This is a genomic window from Lederbergia wuyishanensis, from assembly GCF_022900255.1.
Classification (GTDB): Bacteria; Bacillota; Bacilli; order Bacillales; family Bacillaceae_C; genus Lederbergia; species Lederbergia wuyishanensis.
On record NZ_JALIRM010000013.1, the window covers coordinates 37,997 to 53,947 of the forward strand.

Annotated in this window: 16 protein-coding genes; 4 read left to right on the plus strand and 12 right to left on the minus strand. The window is 37.6% G+C overall.

Annotated elements, in window-relative coordinates:
- Positions 1–138: 138 nt before the first annotated feature.
- Positions 139–609, minus strand: coding sequence for a hypothetical protein (locus MT489_RS17185; RefSeq protein ID WP_244682801.1), 471 nt, complete (start codon positions 607–609; stop codon positions 139–141).
- 240 nt (positions 610–849) lie between these two features.
- On the opposite strand from MT489_RS17185, the gene MT489_RS22360 reads away from it, so the two are divergent.
- From MT489_RS22360 to MT489_RS17195, 3 genes are all read left to right on the plus strand, one after another.
- The gene (locus tag MT489_RS22360; protein ID WP_325167455.1) at positions 850–957 is read left to right on the plus strand and encodes a putative holin-like toxin; all 108 of its coding nucleotides are present in this window, start codon (positions 850–852) and stop codon (positions 955–957) included.
- 389 nt (positions 958–1,346) lie between these two features.
- On the plus strand, positions 1,347–2,156 hold the full coding sequence (gene zupT, locus MT489_RS17190; RefSeq protein ID WP_244682802.1) for a zinc transporter ZupT: 810 nt from the start codon (positions 1,347–1,349) through the stop codon (positions 2,154–2,156).
- 220 nt (positions 2,157–2,376) lie between these two features.
- Positions 2,377–2,751: a VOC family protein gene (locus tag MT489_RS17195; protein WP_280518691.1), complete on the plus strand. Its 375-nt coding sequence runs from the start codon at positions 2,377–2,379 to the stop codon at positions 2,749–2,751.
- 566 nt (positions 2,752–3,317) lie between these two features.
- On the opposite strand, the gene MT489_RS17200 is transcribed toward MT489_RS17195, so the two are convergent.
- From MT489_RS17200 to MT489_RS17220, 5 genes are read right to left on the minus strand one after another with little or no spacing between them, the layout of a single operon-like run.
- Positions 3,318–4,415 (minus strand): polysaccharide deacetylase family protein, encoded by a 1,098-nt coding sequence (locus MT489_RS17200; protein ID WP_244682804.1) that lies wholly within the window; start codon positions 4,413–4,415, stop codon positions 3,318–3,320.
- 37 nt (positions 4,416–4,452) lie between these two features.
- Entirely contained in the window at positions 4,453–5,448 is a 996-nt protein-coding gene (locus MT489_RS17205) for an N-acetylglucosamine kinase (protein WP_244682805.1), read from the minus strand.
- Positions 5,449–5,483: 35 nt separating this feature from the next.
- Positions 5,484–5,948 (minus strand): RidA family protein, encoded by a 465-nt coding sequence (locus tag MT489_RS17210; RefSeq protein WP_244682806.1) that lies wholly within the window; start codon positions 5,946–5,948, stop codon positions 5,484–5,486.
- A 17-nt stretch (positions 5,949–5,965) separates the two neighbouring features.
- Positions 5,966–7,570, minus strand: coding sequence for an N-acyl-D-amino-acid deacylase family protein (locus MT489_RS17215; protein ID WP_244682807.1), 1,605 nt, complete (start codon positions 7,568–7,570; stop codon positions 5,966–5,968).
- Positions 7,571–7,584: 14 nt separating this feature from the next.
- Positions 7,585–8,673, minus strand: a complete 1,089-nt coding sequence (locus MT489_RS17220) for an alanine racemase (protein ID WP_244682808.1) — start codon at positions 8,671–8,673, stop codon at positions 7,585–7,587.
- Positions 8,674–9,148: 475 nt separating this feature from the next.
- Between MT489_RS17220 and MT489_RS17225 the strand changes: the two genes are divergently transcribed.
- Positions 9,149–10,843 carry a M3 family oligoendopeptidase gene (locus MT489_RS17225; protein WP_244682951.1) on the plus strand — a complete coding sequence of 565 codons (1,695 nt, stop codon included), beginning with the start codon at positions 9,149–9,151 and terminating at the stop codon, positions 10,841–10,843.
- Between the two features lie 52 nt (positions 10,844–10,895).
- Here MT489_RS17225 and MT489_RS17230 read toward each other — a convergent pair whose 3' ends face one another.
- From MT489_RS17230 to MT489_RS17255, 6 genes are all read right to left on the minus strand, one after another.
- The gene (locus tag MT489_RS17230; RefSeq protein ID WP_244682809.1) at positions 10,896–11,600 is read right to left on the minus strand and encodes a pseudouridine synthase; all 705 of its coding nucleotides are present in this window, start codon (positions 11,598–11,600) and stop codon (positions 10,896–10,898) included.
- Between the two features lie 67 nt (positions 11,601–11,667).
- On the minus strand, positions 11,668–12,405 hold the full coding sequence (locus tag MT489_RS17235) for a polysaccharide deacetylase family protein (protein ID WP_244682810.1): 738 nt from the start codon (positions 12,403–12,405) through the stop codon (positions 11,668–11,670).
- An 11-nt stretch (positions 12,406–12,416) separates the two neighbouring features.
- Positions 12,417–13,148, minus strand: a complete 732-nt coding sequence (gene tatC, locus MT489_RS17240) for a twin-arginine translocase subunit TatC (protein WP_244682811.1) — start codon at positions 13,146–13,148, stop codon at positions 12,417–12,419.
- Between the two features lie 9 nt (positions 13,149–13,157).
- Positions 13,158–13,373 carry a twin-arginine translocase TatA/TatE family subunit gene (tatA, locus tag MT489_RS17245; protein WP_244682812.1) on the minus strand — a complete coding sequence of 72 codons (216 nt, stop codon included), beginning with the start codon at positions 13,371–13,373 and terminating at the stop codon, positions 13,158–13,160.
- A gap of 15 nt (positions 13,374–13,388) precedes the next feature.
- A complete protein-coding gene (locus MT489_RS17250; RefSeq protein ID WP_244682813.1) occupies positions 13,389–15,104 on the minus strand; it encodes a GMC family oxidoreductase in 1,716 nt (571 codons plus the stop codon).
- A 33-nt stretch (positions 15,105–15,137) separates the two neighbouring features.
- Positions 15,138–15,908 (minus strand): gluconate 2-dehydrogenase subunit 3 family protein, encoded by a 771-nt coding sequence (locus MT489_RS17255; RefSeq protein ID WP_244682814.1) that lies wholly within the window; start codon positions 15,906–15,908, stop codon positions 15,138–15,140.
- Positions 15,909–15,951: the final 43 nt, after the last annotated feature.

Consider the following 15,951-nt stretch of genomic DNA (forward strand, 5'->3'; position numbering starts at 1 on the left):
AGTCATACTAGCTCCCTATGAAATGTTTACATCTGTAATTTGTTTATTAAGGTTCTCAGTTGCTTTTCGAAGTACGAGGATGAAGGCATTGAATAATGACTTCGTTTTGATCTTCAACATGAATTTAGTCTAACCAAATTATTTAAAAGACTTAAATCCTTCTTCTATCAGATAGGTTTCAGCATCTTTTTTTGAGCCAAAACTATCCACAAGATTCAGACCTGCGTAAATATTCCAGAGCATGTCTTCATGTATTAATACGAGGATCTGTCCTTCTTCATTACGCCATTCATATTCCTGTGGACTTATTTCTCCAAGACTTTCCATGGTATCTTCGGATAAATATTGAATAGAATCCTTTATTATTTTTCGAAGTTCCTCTTCGGTTACCTCTCTAATATTTACGAGACCCTTATTATCTGCTTGATATGCAGGCAAATCTCCAACATATACAAAACCGTTTCCATTAGGATGCAGGTGATAAACAACAACTGTTTTATCATACAAACTTTCTTCAAAGTGATAATTCAAGCGCTTCATTGACACTTCCTTCTTTGAAAGTTGGGGGAATGATTCGATAATCGCTTGTTTTTCTTCAAATGTCAGCATTTTTTAATTCCTCTCAATTATTATGATTTAACGTTAACTGGTTTTTATTTACAATGCTTTGCAGATCTTGATATTAATTCAGAACTATCCTACATGGAAATCAACATTATATGTTATTAAAGTTATTTACAATTATTTTTTCTAAATACTCGAACGTATGTTCCGATTGTGTTAAGATAAAAATAGTAATTGCATATGCAGGGCGGGCGGTTGGCCACTCTCCCAAAGGAGGTGATGCCAATGACGATTTTCGAATCGATGAGTCTTATGATACAGCTTTGTGTTGGGATGATTACCTTCCTTACATTCATAGTTACGATGGTCGTCATGATTTCTAAAAAGAAATGACCGTCCCCCTAGACCAAAGGATTGGACGGCCATTCTTGTTCTTCTGAGGTCAACCGCTCTTCTTGCGGTGTGCGATTGCCTGACCAGGTGCTGCAACACCTGGTCTTTCTCATATTATGCATCACTACCTCCATTATACATATGCAAATTCTACAATTCAATGAAAGACATATGACTTTAGCCATATATCATTAATCAATTCTCACAAACTATTAATTCCATTGTTTTTAATAATCACCATTCAATTAAGGGAAATAATATTGTATGATATTGTTAACTAATTTGCCCTACACGTAAAGTTTTTCCTCATAGCAACATTTCAACTTTTTTTGCATAGATTAGAAAAATAAAAGGCGTTTGCCACATGAATCTTAGAGGGAGTACAAAGAATGACAGAAAATATATTGCTTGCATTTGGATTAACGCTATTTGCGGGATTAGCAACTGGAATTGGAAGCCTGTTTGCCCTTTTTACATCCACAACAAATACTAAATTTCTATCTTTCTCTTTAGGTTTTTCAGCCGGTGTGATGATTTATGTATCAATGATTGAAATTTTTGTAAAAGCAAAGGATTCTCTCGTCTTAGCTCTCGGTGTAGAAAAAGGTAATTGGGCTACTGTTGGTGGATTTTTCGCCGGAATGCTTCTGATTGCTTTAATCGATCAGTTTGTCCCAAAGCAAGGTAATCCGCATGAGCTTAAAAAAGTTGAAGAAATGGATAAACAAGGAAATGGTCTTAACGATCATGCATTATTAAAAATGGGTGCATTTACGGCACTAGCGATTGGGATTCATAATTTTCCAGAAGGTATTGCAACTTTTACAGCAGCTTTACAAGACCCTGCACTGGGGGTTGCCATCGCTATCGCTATTGCCATCCATAACATCCCAGAAGGAATTGCTGTAGCAGTACCGGTATATTTTGCAACGGGAAACCGTAAACGGGCATTCAAACTTTCTTTTCTATCTGGTTTGTCAGAACCAATCGGGGCCATAGTGGCATTTCTTATATTAATGCCTTTTTTAAACGAAGTGATGTTTGGGATTATTTTTTCAGCTGTTGCTGGAATTATGGTATTTATTTCACTTGATGGTTTATTACCAGCTGCCAAAAAATACGATGAAGCTCATACATCCATTTTTGGATTAGTTAGTGGTATGGCTGTCATGGCAGTAAGTTTATTGTTAATTATTTAGGTTCTTAATAATGTGAAACATGGCTTATTAAAGAGTGAGGTGCTTACAAAAGAGTTGTAACATACTAGGGACTGCTAAAACATCCTTATTCGGAGTAAAAGCCAACATTTGTGCTGGACAAAAACAACTAACTTTACAAAAATAACTGTTATTTTAGAAAGGGGCATATCCCTTTCTTTTTTATGTTATGCTTGTTAAAAAATGGGAGAGTGAGTAAGTGATGAGCATTGAAATACAGAAGGTTGGTCAAATTGGTATACCTGTCAAAGATGTTAATAGAGCATTAGAGTTTTATAAGGATATCCTTGGTCTTCCTATGCTTTTTAACACAGATACAATGGCTTTCTTCGAATGTAATGGAGTTCGACTTTTATTAAGTCTCCCTGAGAAAGAGGAATTCGCCCACCCAAGTTCGGTTCTTTATTTTCAAGTTGAAAACATCAACGATACATATGAAGAATTGCAGGACAAAGGCGTGAGCTTTATAGACAACCCTCACCTAATCGCTAAAATGGGAAATGTTGAAACGTGGATGGCATTTTTTAAGGATTCTGAGGACAATACACATGCAATTATGAGTGAAGTAGAGGTTTAAGAGAAAAATTAATTAGTGGCGGGACTTTTTGTTTTTATAATTTATGATTGTAATTTCCAGACGGATTCGCGAATAAATTTAGTGGTTTCTAAATTTATTCGCGAATTCTACTTTGATTAGAGACGAATTTCTTGGATGTGACTTTTCGTCGGGAATCACACCCTAATTCTCGATGAAATCTTACTTCTTTTCGTTTTCGTCGAGAATTCACCCCCTATTCTCGATGAAATCTTGCATCTTTTCGTTTTTGTCGAGAATTACACCCCTATTCTCGATGAAATCTAGTATCATTTCGTTTTCATCGAGAATTACACCTCAATTCTCGATGAATTCTAGCATCTTTTCGTTTTCGTCGAGAATTACATCTCTATTCTCGATGAAATCCAAGGACTTTTGGTTTTAGTCTAGATTCCCCAATGATGCTCAATATATTTTAAAAATATCCCTACCCCCAAAATCGAATAATCCACTTTGAACGTACCATCGAATGGGGCAAGCCCTTTTCCTTGGAGCAGCTCAACAATTAAAAAAATGCCATCACGGATTTCCCATGATGGCGTAATACCTTATTGATCAAGCTCAATAACTGAATCCCAACCAAGTTGTTGACACATTTTTTCTAATCTACGCATTTCTCTTGTGGCCGAAATTTTGGTACAGCCTAATTCAATTGCTTTCTTTGCAGTCCAACGAAGCAAATAAACCATAGCATCTGCTTGAGCTTCTCTTGTTGCAATGTCTAAAAGGATTAGTTCGTTTCCCTTTCTCGCAATTCGAGCGTAGCCCCAATATTCGCCTGCCATTACCCAGCCTACGAATAAGTTTCGATCCTCAGTGATTCCATTAACGGTAAGTGGTTCTGACAAATGATTAAACCACTTACTTTCGGAGTCCATCCCAGTAGGAGTTTGTACGATTCCCCATTCCATAGACTGTTGCGCCAAAATTTGTAGCTCTTCTTTACTTTGTACTACTTGCCAAGTCTGGATCGTATGTGTAATCTTTTCTGGAGTTGGGACATCGATCGAGATTTTCCAAGTTCTCACAGATGGTGGCATCTCTAACCCATTCAATATTTCGGAAACTTTAACAGGCTTTAATCCATGCTCACGCCCCATACGAATTAATGTTTTTAAGGAACCTGGCGTCCCATTCGCAGCATCATTTGCATGGAAAACAAAGATAGCCCCATTTTTGAAAAAAGGTGTTACATTTTCGATAATTTGCTGTGATGTCAACCCCGCCCAGTCTCCAGAGTCGTCACCTTCAATATCAACGTATCCAATTTCAGATAGCCAATCCAAGTTTTCATCTCTGAAACTTAAGTATGGAAATCTCATGAATGTTGGGCATGATTTTCCTGTAGCTTCTTGATATGCCAATTCAGTTTGCTTTATTTCGTCTAAAAATACACCTTTTGGTATTTCAGCCATTCTTCTATGATAATAAGAATGAGGAGCAAGCTCATGACCTCTTTCTATAATCATCCTCGCTTTGTCAGGATGTCTATCGATCCATTCCCCCGTAAAGAAAAAGGTACCTACTGCTCCGCATTGCTCCAAAGCTTCTAACCAATTTTCTAATGGAACATAATGAGGCCCATCATCGAAAGTAAGAGCAAAATGTGGATCAATCACATTTCCTCGAAAAATTTGACTAGCCATCTAAACTACCCCTTTTCTCCAGTTGTAAAATGCTAATTTATGCTTTTATTTCTTTGTGATAATCAATTTTATAAGACTCAAACTTTTCATAAACCTCTTCTGCCACTTCAATTCCTAAATGATCCATCGCAAGAAGTACTGAACCATAAACTGGTTCGATTTCAGGGATTACTAGTGTAATATCTTTATTTTCTTTTTCAACCGTTGTTTTTAATGAATCTAGTAAATGCGGATCCCTTCCTTTTTGGAAAACGGAACCAACTAAAACGATAGGAATGTTTTCCCCTTCAAAACCACCTAACCTCTTGATAACGGAATTAGCTGCTATTCCTAATTCTTTCCCGGTTTCTCTTAAAATTCGAATTGCCACTTCATCACCTTCGTTAGCGGCTTCGTGAAGAACAACTGTTAACTTTGCACTCACTCGATAAATTTCGCGGTCCAAAAAGTCATTTACAAGCTGTTCCATATTTTCAAAACCGAAAAACTCAGGTACTTTCTTCGTTAAAATAGTAGGACCTTCTCTGAATTCCCAAGATCTAACGGCTGCACGAAACGTTTGTTGAGCCATGTCAGATCCTCCAGCCCCATCGCCGTACAGATAGCCCATTCCACCAGTTTGAATCATCAGCCCATCTTTATTTCTTCCAGCGGCATTCGTTCCCGTTCCACAGACGAGCACAACACCGGTATTTGTTTTACTACCAATTCTAAGCCCTTCATATGTGTCACATACTAAATCCCAAGACTTAAATGGTAAAGTTTCAAGCGCAGGTAAAAGAATAGAGAAGTCATAAGGTCGGTCTGCCCCAGCCAGTCCAAATTGTGCGAAAGAAATATCGCAATAATCCAGTCCGGCCATTTCTAGTGCCTGATCAATTGAATCTTTAATATTTACCATTGTGCTTTCTATGCTGTGACCTTGATGATTTCCTCTTCCAGATAGTCCTTCTCCCAGCTTATTTCCTTTTTCATCGGTAATTACCGTATATGTCTTCGTTCCGCCCCCATCGACTCCCAATACATAACGCATTGCGCATTCATCCCCTTCTTCTTATTTATCTTTTATTAATCTCTAACTTCTACAATCAATTCAATCTCAACAGGTGTGTGAAAAGGAAGTTCACTTGTCCCAATAGCGGAACGTGCGTGCTTCCCATTTTCACCAAATACGTCCACCAATAAATTAGAAGCTCCATTCATTACATATGGTTGATCTGCAAATCCAGGAGCACTATTTACGAATCCTAGTAGTTTTACTACTTTTACGACTCGATCCAAATCTCCTAAATGTGCTTTTAAAACAGCTAAACAATTGATAATCGTTTGACGAGCTGCCTCTTGTCCTTGTTCAATCGTCAAATCTGCGCCAAGCTTACCCGTGTACATTAACTCTCCATCAATCCGGCAATCCTGCCCAGATGTGTATACTAAGTTTCCTGTTTGATTGCATGGAATATATGAAAATTTTGGTTCACCTGGAACTGGTAGTGTTATTCCTAATTCTTTTAATCTTTGTTCTACTTTTGACATAGTTTAATCTCCCTTCTTTAATGGTTACAACAACTACTAGAAGGTATGAATATACCTTCCCTTACATTCGTATGCACCCCGTTCCGCATGGTCATTTTTCCATTCACCCACACATGATGGATTCCATTCGGGTAGTTTTTAGGATTTTCATACGTAGCTTCGTCTTGAATTGTGTCCGGATTGAACACTACAATATCGGCTGCATAACCAGGAATAAGTAATCCGCGTTTACCTAAATTAAAGCGCTTTACTGGAAAAGAAGTGATTTTCCGGACGGCTTGCTCCAATGATAAAACACGTTCTTCCCTAACATATTTCGAAAAAACCCTTGGAAATGAACCGTACAGTCTTGGATGAGGTTTCCCTGTGTCGCAATGTAAACTATCTGATGCTATTAAAGAATTATCCCACTTCACGACTTCTCGAACGTCGTCATCTGACATAAGAAAATAAACAATGGAGATATTCCCATTTTCCTCTAGCAATAAATCAAGCGTACAGTCAACGGGATGGATTCCTCTCATCTCACTTATTTCTGCAATGTTTTTCCCTTCTAAACTACGATTCTTCTCTGTTTGAACTGAGGAAATCATGACATTGTTCCAGCCAGTTGAACAGACTAAATTATCCCAGTCCTCCTGCTCATTACTCAATTCACCCTTAATTTTTTCACGTATTGTTTTATCTCTAAAACGATTTAGAGTTTGTTGGACTCCGCCTTCTAAAACCCATGGTGGAAGCACCGTTAACAGCATTGTTGAGCTTGCCGAATATGGGTAGACATCACACGTTACATCAAGTCCTCTTTCCCTTGCATCTGCAATGAGCTCCATAGCATCTTGTACTAATCCCCAATTCCTTTTTCCAGCTGCTTTTAGATGACTTACGTGTAATGGTACCCCAGCCTTTTCCGCAATCCAAATCACTTCTTTGATAGAAGGAATTAAGTTATTTCCTTCACCCCTAATATGGGTAGAAAAAAGTCCGTTATATTTTGGAAGGACGGAGCACAATTCTGCAATCTCTTCCCTTGAAGAATAGCTTCCTGGTGCATACAAAAGCCCGATTGACAAACCAATTGCACCAGCTTTCATCCCTTCTTCAAGCAGCATCTTCATCCGCTCAATTTCCTCTTTTGTAGCTGCTCGTTTGGCAAAGCCCATCACCAATATCCTTAAGGTTCCATGAGCAACATATGTAGTAATATTTTCAGAGGGACGTGCTTTTCGAATTGCAGTTACATATTCTTCTACTGTATTCCAAGACCACTCGTTACGGGACGAACCGATAACAGGTTGAACATACTCCTTAAGCAATTGCTTGTACTCACCGAAAAATGGAGCAGGAGATAATCCGCAATTTCCAACTACCTCTGCTGTTACTCCTTGCTGCAGCTTAATTTCACTCTTAGGATAATTTAAAATCATCAAATCTGAATGGCAATGCCCATCTATAAAACCTGGGGAAATTACTTGTCTTTTAGCATCTATTACTTGATGGGATTCTTCGTCAACAGAACCTACTTTTACTATAATGCCATCCTTGATTCCAACATCTCCATAAAACCAAGGGTTGCCAGATCCATCTACAACTTTTCCGTTTTTAATGATGCAATCGAGCATTGTTTCATCCACCTTTATGAAAGTTTCCCGCGAGCATAAACGATTTTTTCTTCGTATTTATCGTTACCTTTTAGGAAAATCTTGTCATGCAAATTGACTGTACTGCATATATGGTTTGGAATGACATGGACGATATCCCCTACCTTGAATAAATCCTCTTTGCTAATTTGGACCATGCCATGTTCTTCCGACAATCGTTCAAGAATAGCATGAGGAGCTTCTACAATATGACCAAATCCTTTTAAAAATAGCGGATCGCTGTTAGGGCCCACATCTGTCGCAAACGTCTTACTTCCACCATCTATAATCATTAAATTTTCAGAAGGACGGCTTACAACGGTTGCCCGGATAGACCCCGCACAATCATCGAGTGAACAGCAGCCTAAAGCTGCCTGCATTCGATCATAAAAAACGTAAGTACCTGGTCTAACTTCAGTAATCCCCTCTACCATTGCAGCATATTGAGCCGTTGGGGTAGAGCCAACACTTATATCTCGAACCGGGATTCCTTCACTACGCATCCGCTCTGCCAAATCAACCATTAATTTCCCTTCTTCAATACCGGCTTTCTCCAGCTCTAAAGTTGGTTTTCCATTCATGAAAAATCCACGATACGTATAAATTCCTTGAAACTCAATATTGTCCATTTTTTGCAACTCGGATGCTAGCTTTATCGCGTCACCATATAGGACACCTGTTCTTCTAAAACCGATATCAATTTCTAGCCTTATTTGAATGGAAATGTTATGACGTTTCGCTACTTCTGATATATTGAAAGCCCCTTCAAGACTATCAACTCCAATAATGAGATTAATAGATTTACTTAACTCGGCAACCCTTTCAAGTTTTGAATCCGTGACAATCGGATAGGCAATAAAAATATCATTTATACCATGCTGAGCCATGACCTCTGCTTCCCCGACCTTTGCCACAGTAATCCCTGTAGCGCCAGCAGCAATTTGCATTTTAGCAATGTCAGGGATTTTATGTGTCTTCGTATGCGGGCGAAGCGATACACCATTTTTACTTACAAGTTGAGCCATCTTTTCAATATTTCTTTGTAGCTTTGCTTCATCAATAATTAAACTGGGAGTCTCAAGCATATGTGGATTCTCCTATCATCAATTTTTGAAAGCCCTTAAATTTGTTATAACATATTTATTCTAGCATATGGAATAATAATAAAAAATAACTTTATTTTTGTTTAGTCATTTTAATAGGTGATTCTTTTGTTCAATTAATTAATTGCCATAACAACATACTGTTTTGAATAAGCATTAATAAATGATAAGTATTTTATTTTGAAAATGAAAGGGTTTTTCTTTATGATTAGAGAAGGTTATATTCGTAAAGTTTATTGTTTTTGTAAAAGCTCAAAAGCCGGCTTTTACACCTAATAAGGAAGTATAGAGGTTCTTATGAAGTTCTAGCTCTTTTCTCAACTGTATAATTTAATTTTGAGGTCGAAATACATTTCTTCTCATAAATACTTTATATAATTTAGCAACAATATTTGAGAAAAGACCGATAGAGAAATATAAAAGGATTTATAAATTAAGTGAGGTGCACATAATGACAGTGAAATTCGAAGATTACCAATATAAAAGGCTTAACATTAAGGAAATTGAGGCAGCCTTTCAAACTGAGCTTGAAAAGTTCAAAAATGCTGTTGATGTAGAGGAACAAAGCCAAGCAATACATAAGATTAATGAAATTCGCAATGAAATTGGAACAATGTTCAATATTTGCCATATTAGACACACGATTGATACAAACGATGAATTTTACAAAAATGAAAATGACTATATGGATGAAATTTCTCCAGTAATTGAAGGATTTATTTCTAATTACTATGAAGCACTTATTTCTTCCAAGTTTCGTGATGAACTAGAAAGCAAATGGGGAAAACAATTATTTGATTTAGCTGAATGCCAGCTTAAAACTTTTTCGCCTGATATTATTCCTCTTTTGCAAAAAGAAAACAAGCTTACCTCTGAATACACAAAGCTTGTTGCTTCAGCAAAAATAATGTTTGAAGGGGAAGAAAGAACCCTTGCGATGATCGACCCATTCATGGAATCAAAGGATCGTGAAATGAGGAAACAAGCAAGTGATGCGAAATTCGGATTTTTTGCTGAGCATGAAGAAGAATTTGACCGCATTTACGATGAATTAGTGAAAATAAGGACAGAAATTGCGAAAAAATTAGGATATAGCAACTTTGTTGAGCTAGCCTATTATCGCATGTCCCGTACTGATTATAATGCAGAAATGGTTGCAACTTTCCGCGAACAAGTAAAAGAACATATAGTACCACTCGCATCTAAATTACGTGAACGTCAACAAGAACGTATCGGTGTTGATCAATTAAAATTCTATGATGAAGGATTTAAATTTGTTTCTGGTAATGCTACTCCAAAGGGTTCACCTGAATGGATTATCGAAAATGGAAAGCAAATGTATTCAGAGCTTTCAACAGAGACGGATGAATTCTTCACATTTATGAATGATAATCACCTGATGGATTTAGTAGCAAAAAAAGGAAAAGCAAGCGGCGGATACTGTACTTATATCGAAAACTATAAAGCGCCATATATTTTCTCAAATTTCAATGGTACATCTGGTGATATTGATGTTCTAACACATGAAGCAGGCCATGCATTTCAAGTCTATTCAAGCCGCGACTTTGAAATTCCTGAATATAGCTGGCCAACCTATGAAGCTTGTGAAATCCATTCAATGAGTATGGAATTTTTCACGTGGCCTTGGATGGAATTATTCTTCCAAGACGAGACAGATAAATATAAATTCTCACATCTTAGCGGGGCACTATTGTTCCTACCATACGGCGTTGCGGTTGATGAGTTTCAGCATTTTGTCTATGAAAATCCTGAGGCAACTCCTGCTGAGAGAAAGCAAGCATGGAAAGAAATTGAAAAGAAATATTTGCCACATCGCGACTATGATGGGAACGAATATTTAGAAAAAGGCGGATTCTGGCAACGTCAAGGCCATATCTATGAGTCACCATTCTATTACATTGATTATACTCTTGCCCAAATTTGCGCATTTCAATTTTGGAAAAAGTCCCAGGAAAATCACGAAGAAGCGTGGAAGGATTATATTCACCTATGTAAACAAGGTGGCAGCAAATCCTTTACCGGCCTTGTAAAAGAGGCTAATCTCATTTCTCCATTCGAAGAAGGTTGTGTTGCATCCGTTATTGGTACGATTCAGGGATGGCTCGATCAAGTGGATGATAAGGCACTTTAATCTTACAACATAAAAGAAGGGGATCCCAAGAGGGTCCCCTTCTCACATAATATTATTTTCTTGCCGTAAACCTTCGTACCTCTTCCTCCGTTAAATCCCGCCATTTTCCAATTGGAAGATTGCTCAAACTAATATGCGCTATTCTAACTCGCTTTAGTTTCACTACTTTATAACCAAAATGAGAACACATTCTCCTGATTTGGCGATTGAGACCTTGAGAAAGAGTTATTTTAAAACGTCGATCGTTCATCTTTATGACTTTACACTTTTTCGTCGTTGCGTATGATTTTTTTACGGGATTGAATATTCTAACTCCTCCGGCCATGCCTTTAATGAACTCTGGGGTAATATCTTTATTGACCGTCACAATATAATCTTTCTCGTGATGATTTTCTTCACGTAAAATTTCATTTACTATACTTCCGTCACTTGTAAGTAAAATAAGGCCTTCCGAGTCTTTATCGAGCCTACCAATGGGAAATATCCGCTCGGGATGATTGACAAAATCAATGATATTTCCTTCTATATGTTTTTCAGTCGTACATGTGATTCCTACCGGCTTATTCAAGGCGATATACACATCTTTATGTTTCTTTTCCAAAAGTTTTCCATCTACTTCTACTTTATCATCTGGCCCAACAACAAGCCCTAAAACGGCTATTTCTCCATTTACCTTAACTTTTTTCTGGGCGATCAATTCATCTGCTTTTCTTCTAGAGCACAATCCTGTTGAGCTAATATAATTATTGAGCCTCATATAAGCCCCCCGTTGACATTTAATAGAAATTATCATAAAGGAAAAGACATGCCAATGTCAAAGCATGTCATCTTCCTTCTACCAGTTTTGCAAATTCCTCAATTGTAGTTGAGTATTTAACGTAAAGCCTTGGTAATAGATATTTTTCTTCTTTTGTACCCTTTTCAATAAAAGTTTCTGGTATCGTCGTTAGTCCGAATGAATAATATTTTTTCGTTTCTTCTAATACCTTGTCATTATAAAGTCCATACGGATATGCCAGTGCAATAATTGGATGGCCCGTCATACGTTCAATTTTTTCTTTCGATTCCTTCAATTCGTGTTGGTAATTCTTTATTTTCGTCAATTCTGGGTGAGTCGCCGTATGGGATTGAATTGAAAAGTAACCAGAATCGGCCAGCCTTTTTAATTCCGATTTTGATAAACGATTCGAACGGCCAACAAAATCGGATATTACAAAAATAGTGCCCGTTGGTTTAAATTGATTTGTCTCGATCTTTTTAAAAATTTCAAATGCATTTAAATTGTTTTTATACCCATCATCAAAGGTCATAAAAATAGGATTTGCTATATTTTTGGCATCATTCCATTGCTCGAACGTTAATAAAGTAAAGCCATGGTCCCTCAAATATAACATTTGCATCTCGAAATTATTTGGACTTACATACAATTCTTTGGAACCGTGGCCTTTAAATTCATCAATATTATGGTAGATCAAGATTGGAAATTCTCTCGCGGCAAAAGTTACTGACGGAAGCAGCAACAATAGACAAACACATACAAGAAATAAAGCATACTTTTTCATATAAATATTTCCTATACTTGAGGGATTCTTTCTTCATGGATTTCTTTTCTTTCTTTGTTTTGAAAAACAAACTTTGAAAGTGCAATTCCAATTTCATATAAAATGAAGAGCGGGAATAGCACAATTAATTGTGAAACAAAGTCAGGCGGCGTAATAATTGCCGACACTATTGCCATAACCACATATGCATATTTTCGAAACCCCGACAAATGACTTGGGGTGACAAGTTCAATTGCCGTTAAGAACATTAATACAAAAGGCACTTCAAATAGGAAGCCCATTGGGATGGTTGTCATTAAAAGAAATGAAAAATAGCTCTGCGTCGTAATCATCATTTCGAAATTAGCGGTCCCTAGTCTCATGAGAAATTGATAGGCAAAAGGAAACACAACAAAATAGCCGAATGAAATTCCACTTATAAAACTAAACAACATAGCTGGAATGTATTTGATTGCATTTTTACTTTCCTTTACTGTCAATGCAGGTTGAATAAAACGCCAAATTAAATAGCCAATAAAAGGGGCAGACACTCCTATACTAAGGCTGCCTGCAATCCCTGTGTAAAATCGAATGACATCTAAAGGTCCGAGCATTGTTAACTTTTGACTTTTTGTAACAAGCGGAATCATTTGCTGGATAAAGATAATAAAAATTGCGAAGCAAATGATGAAAAAAATGCACGAATATATGATAACTTTCCGCAAATCTCCCAAATGTTCCGTTAATGCTTTTTCTTCATCCATCATGAGCCCTCACTTTTTAACTGGATCCGTTGCTGGCTGAATGACCTCTTCGGCTTTTTTCTCTGGTTCATCAGAACTCATTATTTCATTTGCAGATTTTTTAAATTCGGACAAGGTTTTTCCGAAAGCCGCGCCGATCTCAGGTAGTTTCTTTGGCCCGAAAACAATTAATGTAATGATTAAAATGATAATTAAACCAGGAATTCCTATAGATTGAAAAAACATAGATCTTCTCCTTTCTTAAACAAGTTGTCCACCTGTTTTGCTATATTTTTGTATACCTTCTGCTGCTCTATATGCAAGAGCCCCCAAGGTTCCAGTAGGATTATATCCACTATTATGTGGGAAAGAAGATGCACCTACGACAAATACATTGTCAGCGTCCCACATTTGTGAGTAGTTATTCACCGCAGATATGGCTGGGTCTGCTCCCATAGGAACTCCTCCAACGTTATGTGTCGTTTGATATGGAACGATGTTATAATCCTGCAGCGCACCATAATTCGTAAGCGTATCAGCACCCATTTCTTTCATCACTTTATCACTTTGGGTGTTTAAATAATCATTTAGTTTCTTATCTTGATCCGTGAAGTTGTAAGTCATCCGTAATAAAGGCACACCATACGCATCTTTAAAAGTCGGATCCAAATCAAGATAGTTGTTGCGGTGCGGCATTGAAGCTCCTTGAAACCATGCATCAATCGTTCTTGTGTAATACTTAATCGATTTTTGTTTGAATTCTTTCCCCCATAATGGTGTTCCAGGTGGGACTGGATTGCTTGCTATTGGTCGAAATCCGGATTGACTGACGACAAAGGAACCCCCATGAATAAAATCGAGATCACCATGGTCAAAATTATCACCATTAAAATCGTCTACAACTTGACCAAGGGCGCCTGCACCCATATAAGAATTAAATCTTTCTTTTTCAAAAAAGCCTGTTGTCCCTGGATTTAGCTGATAACAATAGTTTTTTCCAACTACACCTGTTCCAGTTTTCGGATTATATGGCTTTCCTAGATTTGAAACGAGTAAAAGCTTTGTATTATTCATCACGTAGCTTGTTATTACAACGACATCTGCAGGCTGAATTATTTCTTCACCTTTTACAGTGTCGATATATCTTACACCTGTAGCTTTTCCACCTTTATGGAGGATTTCAACGACGTTGGCGTGTGTTCGCAGTTCAAAATTCCCTGTTTTAGTCGCAGTTGGAATGACCGTCACATTTGGACTTGATTTCGCGCCATATTCACAACCAAAGCGCTCACAAAAAGCACAGTATTGACAGGCATTAAGCTGCTCACCATCAGGATTTGTGTAGGCTTGAGATAAATTTGCAGCTGGTAATGCAAAAGGATGGAGATTTAATTTTTTTGCTGCATCCCTAAACTTATTTGTCATTACTGTATTTTTTAAAGGAGGAGTTGGATAGTCACTACTCCTTTTCCCTCCTAAAGGATTGGGTTCACCAGATATGCCGCACGTTTTCTCAAATCTATCATAATAAGGCTCAAGCTCATCATACGTAATGCCCCAGTCTTGTATTAAATAACCGTCTTTTATTTTTTTAGGACCGTACTTCTCTATCGTTTTTGTTTTCAGTTCAAAGTCATATGGTAAAAAGCGAAATGTATGTCCATTCCAATGAACGCCAGCTCCACCTACTCCGGAACCAAGTAAAAAAGATCCGAGTTGCCTCATCGGCAATGCCCGTTGATCTGACTTATTACGAAAAGTAATCGTCTCCCTCGATACATCCTGCATTAAATCGTAACGGATCGCATATCGCAGCTCATCATGGATCATTGAAAAATCAGCTGTATCTCGATTACCCCCACCCCTTTCCAACCCAACAACTTTTAAACTGTTTTTAGCACATTCAGCTGCTATAATCCCTCCTGCCCAACCTACTCCGACTGTAACAACATCTGTTTTCGGTAAAGTTTTCGCCACTTTTGTCTTCCTTTCCGTGTCAATTTACTATTGTTATTTACCATGTGAAGGCATGTGAGCATGGAGACTGACTGGTTCAATGACCAAAAAGTCTGTTGCTTCGATTTTGTCTAAATAACTCATTTGATTCCCTGGGAAGCCCTTCATTTTCCAACCGCCCATATCACGATTACCTCCATAAAGAGGATCTGCATAGACACCTTCTAATACAGCCATTCGCAGCAATGTAAAGAAATCGTTTGATGTAACTCCTTCCATCGGCACATCGCCTTTTTCAAAGGAAATTAACACCTCATCCTGCTCTTTCTCCGACAACTCTGTAAAACGTTTATTATATTTTTGCTGGCTATACGATTTGATTTTTCCAATTCCTTGACTAAAAATCTCATTTCTTTTTAAGTGGGATTGGAACCCTTGTGTTTCAAGACCTGGAAAAAATGGCCCCATCATATAATCTCGAGCATTATGTCCCCAAGCTCCGGCTAACTGATGATCGATATAATAAGGTACATCTAAATCAATGGCACCCGGACCAAGATCATCTGCTGGAAATATTCGTTCTGAAGCTGCAGATAAAACATTAAAATCTTCTGGATTTGAAAAATACATCATCGCTTGTGTAAACCGTTGTGCTTCTCCTTTTTCCGGAGGAGCCGCTCCTTGGTTTACAATGTTCGGCTTCATCACTTGCTGAGTAATCAATCCGCCTAATACTCCTCCACCGATTGCTCCACCCGCAACATAACTTCCTTTTCGAATAAATTCTCTACGGGTCATTTGCTTATTTCCTTTTTGTTCACTCATGTCATAACTCCTTTCTCCAAAAGTATTGAAGTTATTATTTACA